A 21,784-nucleotide genomic window follows, 5' to 3' on the forward strand; every position below is an offset into this window, starting at 1 on the left:
CGACCGAGGCGTGGTGCGTCACGCGCTACAGCGCGAGCAGCTCCTTGGTCGTGATGGTGAGTAGCTCGGGTCCGCCGTCCGCCTCCTGGCGTACGACGAGCGTGTCATCGATCCGGACGCCGCCCCGGCCCGGGAGGTGGACCCCCGGTTCGACGGTGACCGGCACACAAGCGTCCAGTTTACCCATGGCGCCGGGTGCCAACTGCGGGTCCTCCTCGATTTCGAGCCCGACGCCGTGTCCGAGGAAGGGCGCGACGCACTCGCCGTACCCCGCAGCGTCGAGGATCTGCCGGGCCGCGCGGTCCACGTCGCGGTACGCGGTGCCGGGGGCCAGGGACTCGCGGGCGGCGCGCTGAGCGGCGAAGACGAGGTCGTACAGCTCGATCTGCCAGTCGGCGGGCGAGGTGCCGATGACGAAGGTGCGGCCGATCTCGCAGCGGTAGCCCCGGTAGTTGGCGCCCAGGCAGACGGAGAGGAAATCGCCTTCCTCAACCCGGCGGTCGGAGGGCCGGTGGCCGCCGCGGCCCGCGTTGGGGCCGGTGGCGACGGAGGTGGTGAACGCCGGGCCGTCGGCGCCGTGGTCAACCAGGCGGCGTTCCAGTTCAAGGGCGAGGTGGCGTTCGGTACGGCCGACGAGGATCGATTCGAGGAGCTCGCCGAGCGCCTGGTCGGTGATCTCCGCCGCGATCCGGAGGCAAGTGATCTCGTCCTCGTCCTTGACGATCCGCTCCTGCTCGATGGCGGTGCCCAGGTCCGCCAGGCGTACGTGTGGGGCGACCGAGCCCATGGCGCGGTGGCGGGTGACGGTGAGGTGGTGCTCCTCCACCGCGAGGGTGTCCGCTCCCTCCTTGCCGGCGATGTCGACGGCCGCGACCGCCGGGTCACCACCGGACGCGGGGAGGACCAGCTGGCGCAGCTGCTCGTCGAGGCGGCCCTCGACCGGGTCGCCGGAGGGCGGGCGGGGGCAGAGCAGGACGTCGTCGCCCGCGCCCAGCAGCAGGACGGCGCCCGGGGGCGCGCCGCCCGCGAGATACCGGACGTTGGCGGGGCGGGAGACCAGGGCCGCCGCAGAGCCGGACGCCGCGCACCGGTCACGCAGCCGCCCTCGGCGGTCCGCAAACACCTCTGACATGCCCCGAGCCTACGAGCGTGCGCGCCTACCGGCAGTTCGGGCAGGTCCGGACGGGGTCGCCGACGGCCTTGAGCCACATTGCGGGCCCCGCGGTGCGGGGGGAACGCCCTACGCGCTGGTCTTCGCCGTCCGATCGCCGCGCATGGCGCGGGCAGCCAGGGCGCGGAGGAATCGGACGTACGGCGACCATCGGGCCGGGCGGGCCACTGTGCCGGTGCAGGCGAGTTCGGCGCGGTCCAAGCTGTCCTCCATACAGGCGTCGTGCATCGGGCGCCAGACCAGGGGCCAGGTGACGCGGGCCAGGCCGCTGGTGGACATCGTGAGGGTGTGGTGGAGCAGGGTGCGTTCCGGGCCGACGGGCAGTACGACCATCTCGTGGAAGCCGTGGAAGCCCCGTGGGCCGGTGAACCGGAAGCGGATCCAGCGGCTCGGCGCGTACCCGGAGACGCTGTAGCGCACCGGTCCGTGTCCACCCACCGCGCCGGCTCCCAGCGGACGGTCGAACTCCATGGCCCCCCAGTCGGCACCGGGCCACAGCAGGTCGCCGTCCCCGCTCGCCAAGGTGTCGAGGAGCGCGCCCACCTCGCTCTCCCTCACCGGCAGCAGGCGCTCGTGCACGTTGTAGACGCCCATGGCGTCCTCCTCCCCATCGTATTGGAGACCACTCTCCAATAAATTGGAGGGTACTCTCTGATTCATGGCGAGACCACCCCGCTTCACCACCGATCAGCTCCTCGACGCCGCCGTACGCCTCGCGGCCGCGGGCGGACCGGCCGCCGTGACCATGTCGGCGGTCGCCCAGGCCGTCGGCGCGCCGAGCGGCTCGGTCTACCACCGCTTCCCCGGGCGCACGGCGCTGCTGGCGGAGGTGTGGCTGCGGAGCGTGGAGCGCTTCCAGGAGGGTTACTTCGCCACCCTGACCAGCGGCGCCGAGCCACGTCGGGCGGCGCGCGCCGCCGCCCGGCACGTCGTGGCCTGGAGCCGGGAGAACCCCGATGAAGCCGCCGTCCTCCTGTACGGCCCGGCTGAATTCGGCCGCGCCGAATGGTCCGAGGAGCACACCCGGCGCGCGGACGCCGGCAACGAGCGGGTGTTCGCCTCCCTGAGCGCCCTCGCCGGGGCCCTCGGCGCCACGGACGAGCAGGCCCGGGACCGCGTCACCCTGGCCCTGATCGATCTGCCGCTATCCGTGGTCCGCCGCCACCTGCGCGCCGGCGCGCCGCTGCCGCCGCACGCCGAGGACATGACCGAGGAATGCACGGCCGCCCTGCTGGGCGACGGCCACAGCGGGGCGGCGTAGGAGGAGGTATCCGTCGAAACGGCCCTACAGCCCCTAGTAGGCCGGGGGGCTCGCGATGGCGCGGGCCAGGACGTCGTCCAGCGCGCGGGCGGTGGTTTCCACGTCGTACGTCGAGTTGTCGATGATCGGCAGGCCGGAGCCGTACCAGCCGGCCATCCGGCCGTGGATGCCGGCGACCTCCTCGTCGGAGAGGCGGCGGTTGCCGGTGCGTTCGGCGTTGCGCTCCAGGACGATTTCGAGTCCGGGGAGCAGCACGACGGGGAGGAGGCCGGGGCCCACGTGGCGTTTCCAGCCGCCGAGGCCGACGACGGGGCGGTCGGGGAACACCGCGTCGTCGAGGATGCAGGAGATGCCGTTGGCGAGGAAGTTCCGCGCGGCGAAGCCGCAGGTGCGGCGGGCCAGGCGGTACTGCGCCTCGGACTGGTCGTTCCAGCCGGACTGGGGGTCGGCGAAGCCGGCGCAGACCCATTCGCGTACGTCGTCCAGGCTGATGTGCGCGGTGGGTACGCGGCGGCTTTGCGCCCAGTGCCGGGCGACCGTGGTCTTGCCGGCGCCCGCCGGGCCGATGAGGAGGACGGCGAGCGTCGCGGTCCCGGTGCCGTGTTCGGCGGGCGGCGGCGGGGCCGGGGCGGCGACCGGGCCGCCGGGCGGGAGGTGGATGTGGCCGGTGGTGTCGCGCGGGGGCGGGGCGGCGGACGGGTGGTGCGGACCGGGCGCGGCCCAGCCGGGCGCGGGCGGGGGGCCCTGCGGCGGCGGGCCCGGGTGGTGGGCGGCCTGGTTCATCCACCCGGTGGCTGCGTGCCCCGGCTGGTGGGGCGGCGGCAGCGGAGCCCCCACTGCGTGCTGCATCCGGTGCCACTCCGTCTCGTGCGACTGTCACTGGTCGGGCGCCCGTTCGGGCCGCCCGTTACCGAACCGTACCCTCCCCGGCCGGTTGTATGGGAACGGCCGGGGACGGTACGGAGTGCCCGTCAGCCGAGTTCGTCGGCGAGGGCGCGCAGGGCGAGCCGGTAGGAGCCGATGCCGAAGCCCGCGATGGTGCCGCTGGCGACCGCCGCGACGACGGAGGTGTGACGGAACTCCTCGCGCGTGTACGGGTTCGAGATGTGCACCTCGATCAGAGGGGCCGTGCGCTGGGCGGCGGCGTCGCGCATCCCGTACGAGTAGTGGGTGAACGCGCCGGGGTTGAGGACGACCGGCAGCTGTCCGTCGGCCGCCTCGTGGAGCCAGCGGATCATCTCGCCCTCGTCGTTCGTCTCGCGTACGTCGACGTCGAAGCCGAGCTCCTTGCCGAGGGACTGGCAGGCGGTGACGAGCCCGGTGTAGGAGGTGGAGCCGTAGACGTCCGGTTCGCGGGAGCCGAGGCGGCCGAGGTTGGGGCCGTTGAGGACCAGGACCTTGCGGGTCACGCGGAGACCTCCCCGTACGCCGCGACGAGGACGGCCGGGTCGGGTCCCTCCAGGACGGTCGGCTTGGCGAGGCCGTCGAGGACGATGAAGCGCAGCAGGTCGCCGCGGGACTTCTTGTCGACCTTCATGGTCTCCAGCAGCTTGGGCCACTGGTCGCCGCGGTAGGTGAGGGGCAGGCCGACGGCCTCCAGGACGGTGCGGTGCCGGTCGGCGGTGGCGTCGTCCAAGCGGCCCGCGAGGCGGCCGAGTTCGGCGGCGAAGACCATGCCGACGGAGACGGCCGCGCCGTGGCGCCACTTGTAGCGCTCGTTCTTCTCGATGGCGTGGGCGAGGGTGTGGCCGTAGTTGAGGATCTCGCGGAGGCCGGACTCCTTGAGATCGGACGAGACGACGTCGGCCTTGACGCGGATCGCCCGTTCGATCAGCTCCTGGGTGTGGGGGCCGGTCGGGGTGCGGGCCGCGGCCGGGTCCTGCTCGATCAGGTCGAGGATGACGGGGTCGGCGATGAAGCCCGCCTTGATGACCTCGGCCAGCCCGCTGACGTAGTCGTGGACCGGGAGGGAGTCGAGGGCGGCGAGGTCGCACAGGACACCGGCCGGGGGGTGGAAGGCGCCGACGAGGTTCTTGCCCTCGGCGGTGTTGATGCCGGTCTTGCCGCCGACGGCCGCGTCCACCATGGCCAGGACCGTGGTGGGCACCGCGATCCAGCGCACGCCGCGCAGCCAGGTGGCCGCGACGAAGCCGGCGAGGTCGGTGGTGGCGCCGCCGCCGACGCCGACGATCACGTCGGTGCGGGTGAAGCCGGACTGGCCGAGCGCCTTCCAGCAGTAGGCGGCGACCTCGGCGGTCTTGGCCTCCTCCGCGTTGGGCACCTGGATCGCGACGGCCTCGTAGCCCTGCTCGGCGAGGTCGGCGCGCAGCGCCTCGCCGGTCTCGGCGAGCGCCTCGGGGTGGATGACGGCCACGCGCTTGGCCCGGTCGCCGACGAGGCCGGGCAGCTCGGCGAGCAGCTGCCGGCCGACCAGCACCTCGTACGGGTCAGTGCCGGCCGAGCCGCCGACCTGGATACGGGTCACTGCCTGGTCAGTCACTTCTTCAGCTCCAGTGCGTCGAGGACCGCCTCGGCGACCTCTTCGGGGGTCTTGTCGTCGGTGGCCACGACCACCCGGGCGACTTCGGTGTACAGGTGGCGCCGGGCCTCCATCAGCTCGCGCCACTGGCGGCGCGGGTTGACGGCGAGCAGCGGGCGGGCGGTGTTGAGGCCGACGCGGCGGACCGCTTCCTCGACGTCCATCGAGAGGTAGGCGACCGGCAGCCCGCTGAGCAGCTGCCGGGTGCCGTCGTCGAGGACGGCACCGCCGCCCAGGGCGAGGACGCCCGGGTGCTCGGCGACGGCGGCCCGTACGGCCGCGCGCTCCAGGGCACGGAAGTGCTCCTCGCCGTCCTCTATGAAGATGTCGGAGATCTCGCGCCCCTCGGCGGCCACGATGTCGGCGTCCGTGTCCCGGTAGGGCACGCCGAGCCGCTCGGCGAGCAGCGTGCCCACGGTGGACTTGCCGGAGCCCATCGGCCCGACCAGGACGATCAGGGGGCCGGTGCTCACCGGATGTGGAGGTTGTCGAGGTACGAGCGGACGTTGCGGCGGGTCTCGGTGACGCTGTCGCCGCCGAACTTCTCCGCGACCGCGTCCGCGAGGACGAGGGCCACCATGGCCTCGGCGACGATGCCGGCGGCCGGGACCGCGCACACGTCGGAGCGCTGGTGGTGCGCGGCGGCGGCCTCGCCGGTGACGACGTCGACGGTCCTGAGCGCCCGGGGCACGGTCGCGATGGGCTTCATGGCGGCGCGTACCCGCAGCAGCTCGCCCGTGGTCAGGCCGCCCTCGGTGCCGCCGGAGCGGCCGGAGGTGCGCTTGATGCCCTCGTCGGTGGCGACGATCTCGTCGTGCGCCTTGGAGCCGGGTACGCGGGCCAGGTCGAAGCCGTCGCCGACCTCGACGCCCTTGATGGCCTGGATGCCCATGAGGGCGGCGGCCAGGCGGGCGTCCAGGCGCCGGTCCCAGTGGACGTGGGAGCCGAGGCCGACGGGTACGCCGTACGCGAGGACCTCGACGACGCCGCCGAGGGTGTCGCCGTCCTTGTGGGCCTGGTCGATCTCGGCGACCATCGCCTTCGACGCGTCCGCGTCCAGGCAGCGCACCGGGTCGGCGTCCAGCTTCTCGACGTCGGCCGGGGTCGGGTAGACGCCGTACGGGGCCTTGGCGCTCGCCAGCTCGATCACATGGCTGACGATCTCGATGCCGGCCGTCTCCTTCAGGTACGAGCGGGCGACGGCACCGAGCGCGACGCGCGCGGCGGTCTCGCGGGCGCTGGCCCGCTCCAGGATCGGACGGGCCTCGTCGAACCCGTACTTCTGCATGCCGGCCAGGTCCGCGTGGCCGGGCCGGGGCCGGGTCAGCGGGGCGTTACGGGCCAGTTCGGCGAGCTCGGCCGGGTCGACCGGGTCGGCCGCCATGACCTTCTCCCACTTGGGCCACTCGGTGTTGCCGACCATCACGGCGACCGGCGATCCCATGGTCAGGCCGTGGCGTACGCCACCGAGGAAGGTCACCTCGTCGCGCTCGAACTTCATGCGGGCGCCGCGCCCATAGCCGAGGCGCCGACGGGCCAGGTGGTCCGCCACCATCTCCGTGGTGATCGGCACACCGGCGGGAAGACCCTCCAGCGTCGCCACCAGTGCGGGGCCGTGCGACTCCCCGGCGGTCAGCCAGCGCAACCTGCTCAACGGTGCTCCTCATGCTCGCGCCTCGACTGCGACGGCGCGACCGGGTGCGCGGCCCTGGCCCGCCTCATCACGATCCTCCCACGACCTGCTACTGGACCGGTCGACCGGTCCAGTAGTCGGACTCGCGAGGTGTCAGGTCGGGTGCGCGCCGCACCTTCCCGGCGAAGCGGTTCTATCCGGCGGCGAGGGCCCGCTCCCCGGCGGCCCGCATCACGGCGAGCGGCGCCGGAGTGCGGCCGGTCATCTGTTCCACCTGGAGGACGGCCTGGTGGACGAGCAGGTCGAGCCCGCCCACGACCGCCCCGCCGCGCGCCGACCAGGCGGCCGCCAGGGCGGTCGGCCAGGGGTCGTACAGCACGTCGAAGAGGGTGCCCGGCCGGTCGGGGACCGCGCCGGCGAGCGCGTCGGTCGTCCCGGCGGGCGTCGTGGCGATGGCCAGCGGCGCCCGTAGCCCCTCGGCCGCGTCCGCCCAGTCGGCGGTGCGCACCTGGACGCCGAGCCGCTCGCCCCAGCCGCGCATCTCGGCGGCGCGGGCCTCGCTGCGTACGTATGCGGTGACGGGCCCCGCGCAGACGTGGGCCAGCGCGGCGAGCGCGGAGGAGGCGGTGGCGCCCGCGCCGAGCACGGCGGCGGTCTCGACCTTCTCCACGCCCCGCTCCCGCAGCGCGGCGATCATGCCGGGGATGTCGGTGTTGTCGCCGACGCGGCGGCCGTCCCCGGTGAAGACGACCGTGTTGACGGCCTCGACGGAGGCGGCCGTGTCGGTGATCTCGTCGAGCAGCGGGATGACGGCCCGCTTGAGCGGCATGGTCAGCGACAGTCCGGCCCAGGACGCGTCGAGCCCCTCCAGGAACCCGGGGAGCCGGGCCTCGTCCACCTCGTACCGGTCGTACGACCAGTCGGTGAGGCCGAGCTCCGCGTAGGCGGCCCGGTGCAGCACCGGGGAGAGGGAGTGGTCGATCGGCGACCCGAGCACGGCGGCCTTGCGGGCGCCGGACCCGGGGGCGTCAGTCGCTGCCCTTGCTGTCATTGAACTTGTCCTTCAGTTTCAGGAATTCGTCGTGCGTCTTGGCGAATTCCGTCTTGTGCATTCCGTCGGTCGCGACGAAGTACATCCAGCCGTCGCTCGTCGGTTTCAGGGCGGCTTCCAGGGCCACATGGCCCGGGTTGCCGATCGGTCCCGGCGGGAGACCCTTCTGGGTGTACGTGTTGTACGGGTCCTGGTTGCTGTTGATCTCGGATTCGCTGATGTCGATGTTGCTCTGGCCCTTGAGGTAATTGAAGGCCGAGTCGAACTGGAGCAGCTGGTTGGTCTCCGTGTTGGTGGGCTTGAGGCGGTTGTAGACCACTTCGCCCATCTTGCGGAAGTCGTCGGGGGTCTTGCCCTCGGCGTTCACCAGGCTCGCGACGGTGAGCAGCTCCCAAGGGCCCTTCAGGCCCAGGGTCTTGGCCTTGCCTTCGAGGTCGAGCTTCTCGTATTCGGCGTTGGCCCGGGTGACCATGTCCTTGAGGATGTCTTCGGGCTTCGCGTTCTTGGAGAGCGGATAGGTCGCCGGGTAGAGGAAACCTTCGAGCGGGTCCTTGAGATCGGGGTGACCGGTCGCCCAGGCGGGCAGGCCGAGATTCTTCGCATTGGCCTTGGCCACCGCCTCGGTGGCCCCCGGCTTCAGTTTGAGTTTCTTGTCGATCTGCTCGTAGACGTACGCGTTCCGCTTGCCCTCGGGAATGGTGAGGTTGTTGCGGCTGGCCGGACTGAGCATGGCCTTGACGGCATTGGCCGCCGACATCTGCTTCTTGAGGACGTAGACGCCGTCCTGAATGGCTTTGCCGTCGGGGTTGTCCTGGAGGGCCGAGACGAACGCCTCGGCGCTCTTCACCACGCCGGCCTGGGCGAGGATGGAGCCGATCTCGCCGCCGCCGGCGCCCTTGGGGATGGTGACCTCTGTCGTCTCGGCGATGCCCGCGCCCTCGAAGTCGGGGGCGGGGCCGAACTGCCCCTGCCAGAACTGGTAGCCGAAGTAGCCGACGCCTCCGGCGCCGCCCGCCAGGACGAGGGCGACGACCAGGCAGGCGAGCCCGTTGCGGCTCTTGCGCTTCTTCTGCTGCTTGCCGCCCCGGCGGCTCTGTCCGCCGCCGCGCCTGGAGGTGGGTCCCTCGTCGTCGTAGCCGTCGTCCCCGTCGTCGTCCGCGCCGCCCGCGCCGCCCGAGAAGAACGGGTGGCTCTCCTCCTCCGGCTCCGGCTCCTGGCGCACCGGCTCCGGCTGGTGCTGGGGCTCGGGCCGCCGCTGGCCCGGGGGCTGCGGCGGCGGGTACGCCTCGGGGGTGCCGTAGAGGTCGGGCGCCTGGTTGCCGTACGGGTCGGCCGGGGCCGGCGCCCCGTAGGGCATCGCCGCTTGCTGACCGGTGTCCCAGCCACCGGTGTCGTACGGCTGCCCGGCATAGGTCTGCTGGGCATAGTGCTGCTGGACGTGGTAGTCCTGCGCGGCCTGGTACTGCTGGTCGCCGTACCCCTGCTGCGGCTGCTGCTGGTACGGGTCCTGCTCGTTCCCGTACTGCGTCTGCTGGTAGTAGGCCTGCTGACCTTCCCACCCCTGGTTCCCGTGCGCCGGGTCCTCGGGGTGCCACGGTTCGGAGCCGGGGCTCCGGCCATACTCAGTCATCGATCCCCAAACAGCCGCGAGGCGTCCGGACGATCCGCCTCTACGTAGCGCGACGACTGTTCGAACACCGCCGCGTAGCGGGGAACGTTACCGTATCGCGATCAGATGACCACTTCGACGCTCTCTCCGGGCGGATTACCCGATACCCGTTCGGACTCAAGAGCGTTCTGAAGGATGATCACAGCGGCTGCCTGATCGATGACAGAGCGGCCCTTTCTGGACTTCACGCCCGACGCGCGCAGCCCCTGAGTGGCCGTCACTGTGGTCATCCTCTCGTCCACGAGCCGTACGGGGACGGGGGCGACGCCCCGGGCGAGCTCCTGGGCGAAGGCGCGGACCTTGACCGCGGCCGGGCCCTCGCCCCCGCTGAGGGAGCGAGGGAGCCCGACCACGATCTCGATCGGTTCGTACTCCTCGGTGATCTGCTTCAACCGTCGGTGGGCGGCCGGGACATCACGTCCCGGCACGGTCTCCACCGGTGTGGCGAGGACCCCGTCGGGGTCGCACGAGGCGACCCCGATCCGGGCGTCCCCGACGTCGATCGCGAGCCGGCGGCCCCGTCTCATCAGACGGTGTCCGCGACGAGCCGCTCGACGGCGGCGATGGCCTCGCCGATGGCCTCGGGGTTCTGGCCACCGCCCTGGGCGACGTCCGGCTTGCCGCCACCGCCGCCGCCGAGGGTCTTGGCGGCCGTACGGACCAGCTCGCCGGCCTTCAGGCCCCGCTCGCGGGCGGCCTCGTTGGTGGCGATCACCGTCAGCGGACGGCCGTTCGCCGTGGTGAACAGGGCGACGACGGCCGGACGGTCACTCGGGATGCGGCCGCGTACGTCGAGGACCAGCTTGCGCAGGTCGTCGGCGGAGGTGCCGTCGGGGACCTGTCCGGTCACCAGGGCCACACCGCGTACGTCCTGGGCGCCCTGGGCGAGACCGGCGGCGGCCTGGAGCACCTTCTCGGCGCGGAACTTCTCGATCTCCTTCTCGGCGTCCTTCAGCTTGCCGAGCATGGCGGAGATCTTGTCCGGCAGCTCCTCGGGACGGCCCTTGACCAGCTCCTGGAGCTGGGCGACGACCGTGTGCTCCTTGGCCAGGAAGTTGTACGCGTCGACGCCGACGAGGGCCTCGATACGGCGCACACCGGAGCCGATCGACGACTCGCCGAGCAGCTTCACCAGGCCCAGCTGGGCGGTGTTGTGGACGTGCGTACCGCCGCACAGCTCCTTGGAGAAGTCGCCGATGGTGACGACACGGACCTTCTCGCCGTACTTCTCGCCGAACTCGGCGATGGCGCCCTGCCGCTTGGCCTCGTCGATCGGCATCACCTCGGCGTGCACGTCCAGTTCGCGGGCGAGCACCTCGTTGATCTTCTGCTCGACGTCGGTCATGACCGTCTGCGGCACGGCGGACGGCGAACCGAAGTCGAAGCGGAAGCGACCGGGCTGGTTCTCCGAACCGGCCTGGGCGGCCGTCGGGCCGAGGGCGTCGCGCAGCGCCTGGTGGGTGAGGTGGGTGGCGCTGTGGGCGCGGGCGATGGCGCGGCGGCGCCTGACGTCGATCGTGGCGTACGCCGTGGAGCCGATCGTCACCTCGCCGACCTGGACGGAGCCCTTGTGGACGGAGACGCCCGGAACCGGCTGCTGGACGTCGCGCACCTCGATGACGGCGCCGCTGTGCAGCTTGATGCGGCCGGTGTCGGCGATCTGGCCGCCGCCCTCGGCGTAGAACGGCGTGCGGTCGAGGACGACCTCGACCTCGTCGCCCTCGGTGGCGGCGGGCGAGGACACACCGTTGACGAGCAGGCCGACGACGGTCGTCTCGCCCTCGGTGTTGGTGTAGCCCACGAACTCCGTGGCGCCGGAGGTGTCGGCGATCTCGCGGTAGGCGGAGACGTCGGCGTGGCCGGTCTTCTTGGCCCGGGCGTCCGCCTTGGCGCGCTCCCGCTGCTCCTTCATCAGGCGGCGGAAGCCGTCCTCGTCCACGGACAGCCCCTGCTCGGCGGCCATCTCCAGGGTGAGGTCGATCGGGAAGCCCCAGGTGTCGTGGAGCAGGAACGCCTTGTCGCCTGGCAGGACCTTGGCTCCGGAGGCCTTGGCCTCGGTGACGGCGCTGTCGAGGATGTTGGTGCCGGCCTTCAGCGTCTTGAGGAAGGCGGCCTCCTCGGCGAGCGCGACGGTCTCGATGCGCTTGCGGTCGGTCTCCAGCTCCGGGTACTGCTCGCCCATGGTCGTGATGACCGTGTCGACGAGCTCGCCGACGACCGGGCCGGAGGCGCCGAGCAGGCGCATGTTGCGGATGGCACGGCGCATGATGCGGCGCAGCACATAGCCACGGCCCTCGTTGCCGGGGGTGACGCCGTCGCCGATGAGCATCACGGACGTACGCATGTGGTCGGCGACCACGCGGAGCGAGACGTCGCTCTCGTGGGCCTGGCCGTAGCGCACACCGGTCAGTTCGGTGGCCTTGTCGATGACGACCTTCAGGGTGTCGGTCTCGTACATGTTCTGTACGCCCTGGAGGATCATCGCCAGGCGCTCCAGACCGAGGCCCGTGTCGATGTTCTTGCTCGGCAGGTCACCGAGGATCTCGAAGTCCTCCTTGGAGGTGCCCTCGCCGCGCTCGTACTGCATGAAGACCAGGTTCCAGATCTCCACGTACCGCTCGTCGTTGACGGCCGGGCCGCCCTCGACGCCGAACTCGGGGCCGCGGTCGTAGTTGATCTCCGAGCAGGGGCCGCAGGGGCCGGGGACGCCCATGGACCAGAAGTTGTCCTTCTTGCCCAGGCGCTGGATGCGCTCGGCCGGGACGCCGACGACGTCACGCCAGATCTGCTCGGCCTCGTCGTCGTCCTGGTAGACCGTGATCCAGAGCTTCTCGGGCTCCAGGCCGTAGCCGCCGTGCTCGACGGAGCCGGTCAGCAGCTCCCAGGCGAGCTTGATGGCGCCTTCCTTGAAGTAGTCGCCGAAGGAGAAGTTGCCGCACATCTGGAAGAACGTGCCGTGGCGGGTGGTCTTGCCGACCTCTTCGATGTCCGGCGTGCGCACGCACTTCTGGACGCTGGAGGCACGCTTGTACGGCGGCTTCTCCTCGCCGAGGAAGTAAGGCTTGAACGGCACCATGCCGGCGTTGACCAGCAGCAGAGTCGGGTCGTCCGCGATGAGCGACGCCGAAGGGACGACGGTGTGCCCGCGCTCCTCGAAGAAGCTCAGCCAGCGGCGGCGGATTTCAGCCGACTCCATCAGTGGTCCTCATTCCGGTTGTACGAGTGGTTGTTGGGGTGCGGGGGGCGGGGCGCCCCGCCGTCCAGGGCGGCCGCGCGCCGCGGTGCCGGCAGGGCGGGGTCGTCGACCGGTGCCTCCAGGCCCAGTGCCTCGCCCAGTTCGGCCTCGCGCTGGAGCATGCCCGCCCGGACGTCGAGCGCGAACTCCTTGAGCCGGTGGCCGGTTTCGACCGCCTTGTCGGCGGCCTGGGCGGCGAGGCTCTCGGGGGTCAGCTGCTTGAGCTTGCGGTTGACCTTGGTGGTGGCCCACACGCCGGCTGCGGCGCCCGCGGTGAACCAGAAAGCACGGCGGAACATCCCTTGCGTCAGCCCTTCCGCTTCCGGCCCCTGGCTCCCGGCACCGTACGGCCGACGATCACCGTACGCCGGGGCTGCTCGGCCGGCCTGTCGTTCTTGTTCCGGCTCATCGCCCGGCGTACGCCGTAGCCGAACGCCGCGACCTTGACGAGCGGTCCGCCGAAGGTGGAGGCGACCGTCGTGGAGAGCGCGGAGGCGTTCGACGTGACTTCCTGGACGTCCGACGCGATGGCGTCGACCCGGTCGAGCTGCGTCTGCGCGGAGCGCACGGTCGCGGACGCGTCGGCCAGCAGTGGGACCGCCTGCTCGGTCACCTCGGCCACGAGCCGGGTGGTCGCCCTGAGCGTCTGGGCCAGCCTCACCAGCACCACGGCCAGGAAGGAGACCAGGATCGCCCAGAAGACGGCGACCAGAATCCCGGCAACCTCTCCACCGGTCACTGCGCACCGCTCTCTGCTCGTCGGTCGTCGTATGTCGAACGCCTTGAAAAGTCGTCCTCCGAGCCTATCGCGCCGACGCTCGCTCCCCGTACCGCATTACGCGTGCGGGGCGCGACGCCCGCCGCCGGTGTGCCTCGGGCCCCGGCGGGGGCAGGCAGTGGGTGGGGGGCGTGACCCCTCCGGGCTCGTCTCTCCCCCAGAGGAGGAACCCCCCACGAGGCCGGCGGCCTTGGGTACGTGAGGTGGGAGCCCTTCCGTTTTCCGTCGCCGCCAACCTCTGCGGGGGCGACCCTGCACGGCCCCACCCCGGCCGTACGCCGGGTGCGGGCCGGTTCGCCGGCCGGGGCCCGGGGCGGTGCCCCGATAACGCGGAAGCCCGCCGGCTCCCTGCCCGGGAGGGCGGGGAACGGCGGGCTGGAAGCCGCGTGAGGGCTACGCCAGGGTCAGCGGGCGTAGTACTCGACGACCAGCTGCTCGTCGCAGATGACCGGGATTTCCTTGCGGTTCGGCTCGCGGTCGAGGCGGAAGGCCAGGGCCTTCAGGTTGACCTGCAGGTAGCGGGGGGTCTCGCCGTCGGGGGCGAAGCCGCCCTCACGCGCGACCTGGAACAGGGTCTTGGCGCGGCTGCGCTCGCGGACCATCACGACGTCGTCGGGACGGACGCGGAACGACGGCTTGTCGACCTTCTGGCCGTTGACCTCGATGTGGCCGTGGACGACCATCTGGCGGGCCTGGTAGATGGTGCGGGCGATGCCCGAACGCAGGACCAAGGCGTCGAGGCGGCGCTCGAGCTCGACGACCAGCGCCTCGCCCGTCTTGCCCTCGGCCTTCTTGGCGCGGTCGTAGGCGCGCGCCATCTGGCGCTCGCTGATGTCGTACTGCGCACGCAGACGCTGCTTCTCGAGCAGACGGACCTTGTAGTCCGAGTTCTGCTTGCGGCCACGGCCGTGCTCGCCCGGCGGGTAGGGGCGGGCCTCGAAGTACTTGACGGCCTTCGGCGTCAGCGCGATACCGAGCGCGCGAGACTTCTTGACCTTGGGACGCGACTGGTTAGGCACGTTCTCCAGACCTCCGATATAGGTTAGGTTAGGCTTACCTTAATCAAGGAGATCGCATGTCGAGCCCTGGGAACACCACGCGCATCACAGACAGCAGCACAAAGAGCGACGCTCCTGCTTCGCAGAGCATCGATGTGACGGAGGTCCGATCAGCTCATGGTCAGCCGCGTCCCAGCGGGCTTGAAACCGCCCGGATGCCGTCAGCAGCCGAGCGCACACGAACTCTCGTACAGAGTACATGCTCCGCGGTGCTCATCATCCCGGGGGCGGACGAGGCCGGTCCGGACGAGCTGATGCCGGAGGCCCGGACCGTGGGAACCGACGGCGCGGTCTTCCTGCTGTTCCCGGCCGGCGCCCCGCCCGTGCGGGCCGCCACCCACGCCCAGGACGACGAGCTGCCCGTGGTGCTGGAGCTCACCGATGTGGCCCCTGTTGCCGTGCCGCACCGCATCCGCGGGCGGGCGTGGGTCTCCGGGTGGCTGACATGCGCTCCCGGGGTCGCCGAGCCCGGGTACATGATGCTGCGGCTGGAGGTCGGCGAGGTGTACCTCGACGACCTGTGGGGCGATGCCACGGTCGGTCCCGAGGACTTCGCCGAGGCCGTGCCGGACCCTCTCACCGCGTACGAGACCGAACTGCTGCAGCACCTCGCCGCCGTGCACGACGACCATGTGCAGGGGCTGAGCGGCCTGCTCGGGCAGCGCACCGACGTACGGCGTGTGGTGCCGCTGGCGCTGGACCGGTTCGGGCTGCGGGTGCGCTGCCGGGACGCGGCGGGGTGTTCGTTCGACGCGCGCTTCGACTTCCCGGAGCCGGTGGGGGACATCCACGGGCTGCGGCGCGCGATGCACGCGCTCTTCGAGGCGGCCGGGCCGGCCGACTAGGTGGCCTCGCCGCCGCGCAGCCGCTCGCGTACCTTCTCGACCACGTCCGCGTACCTGGCCTCGGCGCCGTACCGCGTGGGTTGGTAGTACTGCTTGCCGTGGACCTCGTCCGGGGCGTACTGCTGGGCCGCGATACCGCCCGGGACGTCGTGCGGGTACACATAGCCCTGGGCGTGGCCCAGCTTGGCCGCCCCCTTGTAGTGCCCGTCGCGGAGATGGGGAGGAACGGGGCCTGCGAGGCCGTTCCGTATGTCCGCCTGGGCGGCCGCGATCGCCATGGTGGCGGCGTTGGACTTGGGCGCCAGTGCGAGCGCGATGGTGGCGTGGCTGAGGGTGAGGGCCGCCTCCGGAAAGCCGATCATGGCCACTGCCTGGGCGGCCGCGACAGCGAGGGGCAGTGCCGTCGGGTCCGCGAGGCCGATGTCCTCGCTGGCGGAGATCATCAGCCGGCGGGCGATGAAGCGGGGGTCCTCGCCGGCCTCGATCATCCTGGCCAGGTAGTGCAGGGCGGCGTCGACGTCGGAGCCTCGGATCGACTTGATCAGCGCGCTGGCGACGTCGTAGTGCTGGTCGCCGTCCCGGTCGTACTTCACGGCCGCCCGGTCGACCGTCTCCTCCAGTGTGGCGAGGGTGATCTCCGGCTCGTTCTTGGCGAGGGCCGCGCCGGCCGCCGCCTCCAGGGCGGTGAGCGCCCGGCGGGCGTCGCCGCCGGCGATCCGGAGGAGGTGGGCTTCGGCGTCCTCCGGGAGGGTGACCGCGCCGTTGAGACCGCGCTCGTCGACCAGCGCCCGCTTCAGCAGCCCGCGGATGTCGTCGTCGGTGAGCGGCTCCAGGGTGAGCAGGAGCGAGCGGGAGAGCAGCGGGGAGATCACCGAGAAGTAGGGGTTCTCGGTGGTGGCGGCGATGAGGGTGACCCAGCGGTTCTCCACGGCGGGCAGGAGGGAGTCCTGCTGTGCCTTGCTGAAGCGGTGGATCTCGTCGAGGAAGAGGACCGTCTCCTTGCCGAAGCCTCCGGTGGCACGGCGGGCGCCGTCGATGACCGCGCGGACCTCCTTGACGCCCGCGGTGATCGCGGACAGCTCCACGAAGCGCTTGTTGGTCGCCTTGGAGACGACGTACGCCAGTGTCGTCTTGCCCGTGCCGGGCGGGCCCCACAGGATCACGGACGAGGCGCCGGCCGGGCCGCCCGCGCCTTCGCCGACCAGTCGGCGCAGCGGTGAGCCGGGCTTGAGCAGGTGCTGCTGGCCGACGACTTCGTCCAGGGTGCGCGGACGCATCCGTACCGCCAGGGGACTGCTGGACGGGTCCTTTTCCTGGCGTTCTTCGGCTGCGGCGGTAAAGAGGTCGGGCTCCACATCGTGAAGCCTATGTCAGCCCACTGACAGTCCCGGCGGGGCCGGTCAGCCGGTCCAGAAATCCCACCAGCGGGTCAGGATGAGCATCCCGATGATCCCGATGTGCAGGACGGGAAGAACCCAGGTGAACTCGTCGAGGAAGTCACGGACCGGGCGGGGGGCGGGCAGCAGGCCGTTGCGCACGTTGTGCGAGGTGACGTACCAGAACATGACGATCGTGGCGACCCAGGCCAGGGAGCACCACAGGCAGAGCGCGTTGATCGTGTAGAGCGACTGGTACATGAGCCACATGCAGAAGCCCACGCCGAAGAGCGTTCCCGCGTTCAGCCCCAGCCAGTACCAGCGGCGGTAGCGCGCGCCCGCGAGGAGGGCCACGCCGATGGCGATCACCATGCCGTACGTGACCAGACCGAGCATCGGGTTGGGGAACCCGAGGGCGGAGGCCTGCTCGCTCTTCATGATGTTGCCGCACGAGACGATGGGGTTCAGGCTGCAGCCCGGGGTGAAGTTCGGGTCCTCCAGCAGCTTGAACTTGTCGAGCGTGATCACCCAGGCCGCGAGCAGCCCTGCCGCGCCGGTGACCACCAGCATCCACGCGAACGCCCGGCTGCTGCCGACCGTCGTCGCGCCAGGGCCGGAGGACACGTCGTCAACCGCTGCAGTCGTCATGTGGGCCGTTCCATCGCTCGGTCGGTGCGTGAGGCAGTGGTCATTCTGCCGCATGGGGGCCGCTGTCCGCCGTTCGGTGGACATAAGGACACCCCGGCCGGGGCCGGGGTGTCCGGAGGTCACGCGAGGCGCGAGCTCAGCTTCTCGACGATCCCGTCGAGCGCGACCGGCTCCTGCTCGCCGGACTCCATGTCCTTCAGCTGGGCCACGCCCTCGGCCAGGTCCCGCTCGCCCAGGACGAGCGCGTACCGCGCCCCGCTGCGGTTGGCGGCCTTCATAGAGGCCTTCAGGCCCCTGCCCCCGTACGCGAAGTCCGTCGCGACGCCCGCCTTGCGCAGCTCGGTGACCACGCCGAACAGCCGGCGCCGGGCCTCCTCGCCGATCGGTACCGCGAAGACGCTGGTGGTGGCCGGCAGGTCGAGCGTCACGCCCTCGGCCTCCAAGGCCAGGACCGTGCGGTCCACGCCCAGGGCCCAGCCCACCGACGGCAGGGCGGGGCCACCGATCATCTCGGACAGGCCGTCGTAGCGGCCGCCGCCGCCCACCGCGGACTGCGAGCCGAGGCCGTCGTGGACGAACTCGAAGGTGGTGCGGGTGTAGTAGTCCAGGCCGCGCACCAGCTTCTCGTCGTCCTCGAACGCCACCCCGGCCGCGGTCAGCAGCTCGCGCACCTCGGAGTGGTACGCCTTGCAGGCGTCGCACAGGTGGTCGCGCAGCAGCGGCGCGCCCACCAGCTGCTTCTGGACGTCGGCGCGCTTGTCGTCGAGGACCCGCAGCGGGTTGATGTCGACGCGGCGGCGGGTGTCCTCGTCCAGGTCGAGCCCGCGCAGGAAGCCCTGGAGGGCCTCGCGGTAGAGGGGGCGGCACTCCTTGTCGCCCAGCGAGTTCAGCAGGATGCGGAAGTTCCGCAGGCCGAGCGAGCGGTACGCCTGGTCGGCCAGGATGATCAGCTCGGCGTCCAGCGCGGGGTCCTCGGCGCCGATCGCCTCGGCGCCGACCTGCGAGAAGTGGCGGTAGCGGCCCTTCTGCGGGCGCTCGTAGCGGTAGTACGAGCCCGAGTACCAGAGCTTGACGGGGAGGTTGCCCGCCTTGTGGAGGTTGGCCTCCAGCGCGGCGCGCAGCACGGACGCGGTGCCCTCGGGGCGCAGGGCGAGCCTGTCGCCGCCCTTGGTCTCGAAGGCGTACATCTCCTTGGTGACGATGTCGGTGGACTCGCCGACACCGCGGGCGAACAGTTCGACGTTCTCGAAGCCGGGGGTCTCGACGTAGCCGTAGCCGGAGTTCTTCAGCGGCGCGGAGATCGCCTCGCGGACGGCGAGGTACGTCGCGGAACTCGGCGGCAGCAGGTCGTACGTGCCCTTGGGGGCCTGGAAGGTACTCACGGGACTTCTCTCGTCACATTCCTCGTCGGGGGGCGGGAGCCGCTCCCTGGCCGGTCGCCACCTCGCGGAGGTACGGGTTGGTGGCGCGCTCGCGGCCGATGGTCGTCTGGGGGCCGTGGCCGGACAGGACCACGGTCGAGTCGTCGAGCGGCAGGCACACGCGGGCCAGCGATTCGAGCATCTCGGCCATGTCACCGCCCGGCAGGTCGGTGCGTCCGATGGAGCCGGCGAAGAGCAGGTCGCCCGAGAAGAACACCGGCGGGATGTCCGCGGCCTCGGGCATGCTGAAGGTCACCGACCCCTTGGTATGGCCGGGCGCGTGCGACACGGTCAGCTCCAGGCCCGCGAGGCTCAGCTTGGCCCCGTCGGTCAGCTCGTGGACGTCGTCCGGCTCCCCCACGGTCAGCTCGCCCATCAGCGGCATGCCGATGGAGCGGCCGAGGGCCTTCTCCGGGTCGCTCATCATGTACCGGTCGGCGGGGTGGATCCACGCGGGTACGTCATGGGCACCACAGACCGGGACGACGGAGGCGACGTGGTCGATGTGGCCATGGGTGAGGACGACGGCCACGGGCTTGAGCCGATGCTTCTTGAGCGTCTCCTCGACACCCTGGGTGGCCTGGTGGCCCGGGTCGATGATCACGCACTCCTCGCCTGCGGCGGGGGCGACCAGGTAGCAGTTGGTCCCCCAGGCCCCGGCGGGGAACCCGGCAATGAGCACGATCGTCCTTAAAGAGTCGTCCGGCACGCGTGGTCCGGCGGAGGAATGCAGCAGATCAGAGCCTACCGGCGCTGCTCATTCCACAGCCAACCCGTATACGGTACGGGCACACTCGGCCAGGACAGGAACAGACGACCTACAAGGAGTAGACCCGGTGGTCACCAGCGATCAGCGGCGGCGCCAGCTCGCCCGGGAGAAGTTCGAGCGGCAGCAGAGGCGTCGTGAGGAGGCCCGTAAGAAGGCCAAGCGCCGCAATACGATCATCATCGCCTCGGTCGCCGTGGCGCTGGTGCTGGGAGCCGGCGCGTACACGAATCTCCGCACCGAGTCCGCGGCGGACGCGAAGAAGCCCATCGAATTCCCCTCGTCGTCGCCGGGCGCCGACTCCTCGCCGGAGCCGAAGGCGGACGAGCCGAAGATGGCGATCGACGCCAAGGCGAAGTACACGATGGCGCTGACCACCAACCACGGGGCCGTCTCGATCGCGATGGACGCCGCGAAGACGCCCCGTACGGTGAACTCGTTCAAGCACCTCGCCGACAAGAAGTACTTCGACAACACCAAGTGCCACCGGCTCACCACGCAGGGCATCTTCGTGCTGCAGTGCGGCGACCCCAAGGGCGACGGCACCGGTGGCCCCGGCTACACCATCCCGGACGAGAACCTGGGAGCGCTCGGCAAGGCGGGTGCGGACGGTGCGGTGACGTATCCGGCCGGGACGGTGGCGATGGCCAACACCGGGCAGCCCGGCACCGGCGGCAGCCAGTTCTTCCTCGTCTACAAGGACACCAAGCTGCCCCCGCAGTACACGCCCTTCGGCACGATGGACGCGGCCGGTCTGAAGGTCGTCCAGGACGTGGCCAAGGACGGGGTCGCGGGCGGCGCCACGGACGGTGCCCCCAAGAAGGCCGTCACCATGGAGAAGGCCACCGTCGACAAGGTGTGACACGGGGCGTGAACCGCGGAATTCGGTCGCGCTGAGTGCGGACAGCCGGGCGGCCGGTCGCCTAGATTGGCGTTGTGCAGCGCGACCTCGACTGTCGCGTTGTGGAGGGCGGGCGAGGCCCGTCAGGGAACTGTGGACGATGCCCGGGGGCCGACCGCCCTCGTCGGCATCATGTGGAGGAGGCGCTGTGAGCAGCGACCCGTGGGGCCGCGTCGACGAGACGGGCACCGTGTACGTGCGTACAGCCGACGGCGAGAAGGTCGTCGGATCGTGGCAGGCCGGATCTCCCGAGGAGGCACTGGCCTACTTCGAGCGCAAGTACGAGGGCTTGGTTGTCGAGATCGGCCTCCTCGAGAAGCGGGTGAAGACCACCGACCTGTCGGCCAAGGACGCCATGGCCGCGATCGACCACATCCGTCATCAGGTGGACGAGCACCACGCCGTGGGCGACCTCGACGCGCTGCGCAAGCGGCTCGACAAGCTGGTCGAGACGGTGGAGGCGCGGCGCGAGGAGCGCAAGGCCCAGAAGGCCAAGCAGACCGACGAGGCGCGGCACGCCAAGGAGGCGCTGGTCAAGGAGGCCGAGGAGCTGGCCCAGAGCGAGCAGTGGCGGGCCGCGGGCGAGCGGCTGCGGGCGCTGGTGGACACCTGGAAGGGCCTGCCGCGGCTCGACCGGAAGTCCGACGACGAGCTGTGGCACCGCTTCTCGCACGCCCGGTCGGCGTTCTCCAAGCGTCGCAAGGCGCACTTCGCGTCGCTGGACGCGCAGCGCGAGGAGGCCCGCAAGGTCAAGGAGAAGCTGGTCGCGGAGGCCGAGGCGCTGTCCGGTTCCACCGACTGGGGCGCGACGGCCGCCCGGTACCGCGAGCTGATGGCGGAGTGGAAGGCGGCGGGCCGGGCCCAGCGCGAGCACGAGGACGACCTGTGGAACCGTTTCCGCGGCGCCCAGGACGTCTTCTTCGCGGCGCGCAGCGAGGTCTTCGCGGAGCGTGACGCCGAGCAGGCGGAGAACCTCAAGCTGAAGGAGGAGCTCGCCGGCGAGGCCGAGAAGCTGCTCCCGGTGAAGGACCTCAAGGCGGCCCGTGCGGCCTTCCGGTCCATCAACGAGCGCTGGGAGGCGATCGGGCACGTACCGCGTGACGCCCGCCCGAAGGTCGAGGGCCGGATGCACACCGTGGAGCGGGCGATCCAGGAGGCCGAGGAGGCCGAGTGGCGTCGTACGAACCCGGAGGCACGCGCGCGTGCGGCGGGCCTGACGGGCCAGCTCCAGGACGCGGTCGACAAGCTGCACAAGCAGATCGACGCGGCCCGTGCGGCGGGCAACGACGCCAAGGCGGACAAGCTGGCGCGTGAGCTGGAGGGCCGGCAGGCGCTGCTGGACCAGGCGCTGAAGGGGCTGCAGGAGTTCGGCGGCTGACTCAAGCCATGCGAAAAGGGCCTCCCCTCGAAGGGAGGCCCTTTTCCGTGCGCC

22 protein-coding genes are annotated in these 21,784 nt (G+C 71.2%); 4 read left to right on the forward strand and 18 right to left on the reverse strand.

Annotation, left to right across the window (positions count from 1 at the left end; all coding sequences use genetic code 11):
* Positions 1-25: 25 nt before the first annotated feature.
* Positions 26-1,132, reverse strand: a complete 1,107-nt coding sequence (locus AMK26_RS29065; RefSeq protein ID WP_073758062.1) for an aminopeptidase P family protein — start codon at positions 1,130-1,132, stop codon at positions 26-28.
* A 108-nt stretch (positions 1,133-1,240) separates the two neighbouring features.
* A complete protein-coding gene (locus tag AMK26_RS29070; protein WP_073758064.1) occupies positions 1,241-1,765 on the reverse strand; it encodes a hypothetical protein in 525 nt (174 codons plus the stop codon).
* A gap of 64 nt (positions 1,766-1,829) precedes the next feature.
* Here AMK26_RS29070 and AMK26_RS29075 point away from each other — a divergent pair, with 64 nt between their 5' ends.
* The gene (locus tag AMK26_RS29075) at positions 1,830-2,432 is read left to right on the forward strand and encodes a TetR/AcrR family transcriptional regulator (protein WP_073758066.1); all 603 of its coding nucleotides are present in this window, start codon (positions 1,830-1,832) and stop codon (positions 2,430-2,432) included.
* Positions 2,433-2,465: 33 nt separating this feature from the next.
* On the opposite strand, the gene AMK26_RS29080 is transcribed toward AMK26_RS29075, so the two are convergent.
* From AMK26_RS29080 to rpsD, 12 genes are all read right to left on the reverse strand, one after another.
* The gene (locus AMK26_RS29080; protein ID WP_073758068.1) at positions 2,466-3,281 is read right to left on the reverse strand and encodes a Pro-rich N-terminal domain-containing protein; all 816 of its coding nucleotides are present in this window, start codon (positions 3,279-3,281) and stop codon (positions 2,466-2,468) included.
* A 122-nt stretch (positions 3,282-3,403) separates the two neighbouring features.
* Positions 3,404-3,841 (reverse strand): type II 3-dehydroquinate dehydratase, encoded by a 438-nt coding sequence (gene aroQ, locus AMK26_RS29085; protein WP_073758070.1) that lies wholly within the window; start codon positions 3,839-3,841, stop codon positions 3,404-3,406.
* The gene (aroB, locus tag AMK26_RS29090; protein ID WP_073758072.1) at positions 3,838-4,932 is read right to left on the reverse strand and encodes a 3-dehydroquinate synthase; all 1,095 of its coding nucleotides are present in this window, start codon (positions 4,930-4,932) and stop codon (positions 3,838-3,840) included. Before aroB ends, aroQ begins: the two co-directional genes overlap by 4 nt.
* Complete coding sequence (locus tag AMK26_RS29095) at positions 4,929-5,444, reverse strand: shikimate kinase (RefSeq protein ID WP_073758074.1); 516 nt, start codon at positions 5,442-5,444, stop codon at positions 4,929-4,931. The genes aroB and AMK26_RS29095 overlap by 4 nt, the downstream gene beginning before the upstream one ends.
* Positions 5,441-6,625: a chorismate synthase gene (gene aroC / locus AMK26_RS29100; protein ID WP_073758076.1), complete on the reverse strand. Its 1,185-nt coding sequence runs from the start codon at positions 6,623-6,625 to the stop codon at positions 5,441-5,443. Before aroC ends, AMK26_RS29095 begins: the two co-directional genes overlap by 4 nt.
* Before the next feature lie 172 nt (positions 6,626-6,797).
* Positions 6,798-7,655 (reverse strand): shikimate dehydrogenase, encoded by an 858-nt coding sequence (locus AMK26_RS29105; RefSeq protein WP_073758078.1) that lies wholly within the window; start codon positions 7,653-7,655, stop codon positions 6,798-6,800.
* Complete coding sequence (gene mltG, locus AMK26_RS29110) at positions 7,633-9,285, reverse strand: endolytic transglycosylase MltG (protein ID WP_073758080.1); 1,653 nt, start codon at positions 9,283-9,285, stop codon at positions 7,633-7,635. The genes AMK26_RS29105 and mltG overlap by 23 nt, the downstream gene beginning before the upstream one ends.
* A gap of 101 nt (positions 9,286-9,386) precedes the next feature.
* Positions 9,387-9,851: a Holliday junction resolvase RuvX gene (ruvX, locus tag AMK26_RS29115; protein ID WP_073758082.1), complete on the reverse strand. Its 465-nt coding sequence runs from the start codon at positions 9,849-9,851 to the stop codon at positions 9,387-9,389.
* Complete coding sequence (gene alaS / locus AMK26_RS29120; protein ID WP_073758084.1) at positions 9,851-12,520, reverse strand: alanine--tRNA ligase; 2,670 nt, start codon at positions 12,518-12,520, stop codon at positions 9,851-9,853. Before alaS ends, ruvX begins: the two co-directional genes overlap by 1 nt.
* Positions 12,520-12,858, reverse strand: coding sequence for a DUF6167 family protein (locus tag AMK26_RS29125; protein ID WP_073758086.1), 339 nt, complete (start codon positions 12,856-12,858; stop codon positions 12,520-12,522). The genes alaS and AMK26_RS29125 overlap by 1 nt, the downstream gene beginning before the upstream one ends.
* Positions 12,859-12,866: 8 nt before the next feature.
* Complete coding sequence (locus AMK26_RS29130; RefSeq protein WP_064068038.1) at positions 12,867-13,298, reverse strand: DUF948 domain-containing protein; 432 nt, start codon at positions 13,296-13,298, stop codon at positions 12,867-12,869.
* A gap of 443 nt (positions 13,299-13,741) precedes the next feature.
* Complete coding sequence (gene rpsD, locus AMK26_RS29135; RefSeq protein WP_073758088.1) at positions 13,742-14,356, reverse strand: 30S ribosomal protein S4; 615 nt, start codon at positions 14,354-14,356, stop codon at positions 13,742-13,744.
* A 194-nt stretch (positions 14,357-14,550) separates the two neighbouring features.
* On the opposite strand from rpsD, the gene AMK26_RS29140 reads away from it, so the two are divergent.
* Complete coding sequence (locus tag AMK26_RS29140; RefSeq protein WP_073758090.1) at positions 14,551-15,240, forward strand: DUF2470 domain-containing protein; 690 nt, start codon at positions 14,551-14,553, stop codon at positions 15,238-15,240.
* On the opposite strand, the gene AMK26_RS29145 is transcribed toward AMK26_RS29140, so the two are convergent.
* From AMK26_RS29145 to AMK26_RS29160, 4 genes are all read right to left on the reverse strand, one after another.
* Entirely contained in the window at positions 15,237-16,595 is a 1,359-nt protein-coding gene (locus tag AMK26_RS29145; protein ID WP_073758092.1) for a replication-associated recombination protein A, read from the reverse strand. The two genes, AMK26_RS29140 and AMK26_RS29145, sit on opposite strands and share 4 nt — an antisense overlap.
* Before the next feature lie 45 nt (positions 16,596-16,640).
* Positions 16,641-17,264, reverse strand: a complete 624-nt coding sequence (locus AMK26_RS29150; protein ID WP_073758094.1) for a vitamin K epoxide reductase family protein — start codon at positions 17,262-17,264, stop codon at positions 16,641-16,643.
* Positions 17,265-17,383: 119 nt separating this feature from the next.
* Positions 17,384-18,646 (reverse strand): histidine--tRNA ligase, encoded by a 1,263-nt coding sequence (hisS, locus tag AMK26_RS29155; RefSeq protein WP_073758096.1) that lies wholly within the window; start codon positions 18,644-18,646, stop codon positions 17,384-17,386.
* A 13-nt stretch (positions 18,647-18,659) separates the two neighbouring features.
* On the reverse strand, positions 18,660-19,367 hold the full coding sequence (locus AMK26_RS29160) for an MBL fold metallo-hydrolase (RefSeq protein WP_073758098.1): 708 nt from the start codon (positions 19,365-19,367) through the stop codon (positions 18,660-18,662).
* Between the two features lie 154 nt (positions 19,368-19,521).
* Here AMK26_RS29160 and AMK26_RS29165 point away from each other — a divergent pair, with 154 nt between their 5' ends.
* Together AMK26_RS29165 and AMK26_RS29170 are read left to right on the forward strand one after the other, a co-directional pair.
* Positions 19,522-20,313, forward strand: a complete 792-nt coding sequence (locus AMK26_RS29165) for a peptidylprolyl isomerase (protein WP_073758100.1) — start codon at positions 19,522-19,524, stop codon at positions 20,311-20,313.
* 187 nt (positions 20,314-20,500) lie between these two features.
* Positions 20,501-21,730, forward strand: coding sequence for a DUF349 domain-containing protein (locus tag AMK26_RS29170; protein ID WP_073758102.1), 1,230 nt, complete (start codon positions 20,501-20,503; stop codon positions 21,728-21,730).
* The last annotated feature ends 54 nt before the right edge of the window (positions 21,731-21,784 follow it).

This window comes from Streptomyces sp. CB03234, from assembly GCF_001905885.1.
Taxonomy (GTDB): domain Bacteria; phylum Actinomycetota; class Actinomycetes; order Streptomycetales; family Streptomycetaceae; genus Streptomyces.

Excerpts from the sequence above, each read along its gene's own strand:
- AMK26_RS29070 (WP_073758064.1), bottom strand. The coding sequence starts at position 1,765 with ATGGGCGTCTACAACGTGCACGAGCGCCTGCTGCCGGTGAGGGAGAGC.
- AMK26_RS29125 (WP_073758086.1), bottom strand. The coding sequence starts at position 12,858 with ATGTTCCGCCGTGCTTTCTGGTTCACCGCGGGCGCCGCAGCCGGCGTG.
- AMK26_RS29150 (WP_073758094.1), bottom strand. The coding sequence starts at position 17,264 with ATGACGACTGCAGCGGTTGACGACGTGTCCTCCGGCCCTGGCGCGACG.
- alaS (WP_073758084.1), bottom strand. The coding sequence starts at position 12,520 with ATGGAGTCGGCTGAAATCCGCCGCCGCTGGCTGAGCTTCTTCGAGGAG.
- AMK26_RS29080 (WP_073758068.1), bottom strand. The coding sequence starts at position 3,281 with ATGCAGCACGCAGTGGGGGCTCCGCTGCCGCCGCCCCACCAGCCGGGG.
- AMK26_RS29140 (WP_073758090.1), top strand. The coding sequence starts at position 14,551 with ATGCCGTCAGCAGCCGAGCGCACACGAACTCTCGTACAGAGTACATGC.
- AMK26_RS29075 (WP_073758066.1), top strand. The coding sequence starts at position 1,830 with ATGGCGAGACCACCCCGCTTCACCACCGATCAGCTCCTCGACGCCGCC.
- AMK26_RS29065 (WP_073758062.1), bottom strand. The coding sequence starts at position 1,132 with ATGTCAGAGGTGTTTGCGGACCGCCGAGGGCGGCTGCGTGACCGGTGC.
- ruvX (WP_073758082.1), bottom strand. The coding sequence starts at position 9,851 with ATGAGACGGGGCCGCCGGCTCGCGATCGACGTCGGGGACGCCCGGATC.
- AMK26_RS29105 (WP_073758078.1), bottom strand. The coding sequence starts at position 7,655 with ATGACAGCAAGGGCAGCGACTGACGCCCCCGGGTCCGGCGCCCGCAAG.
- mltG (WP_073758080.1), bottom strand. The coding sequence starts at position 9,285 with ATGACTGAGTATGGCCGGAGCCCCGGCTCCGAACCGTGGCACCCCGAG.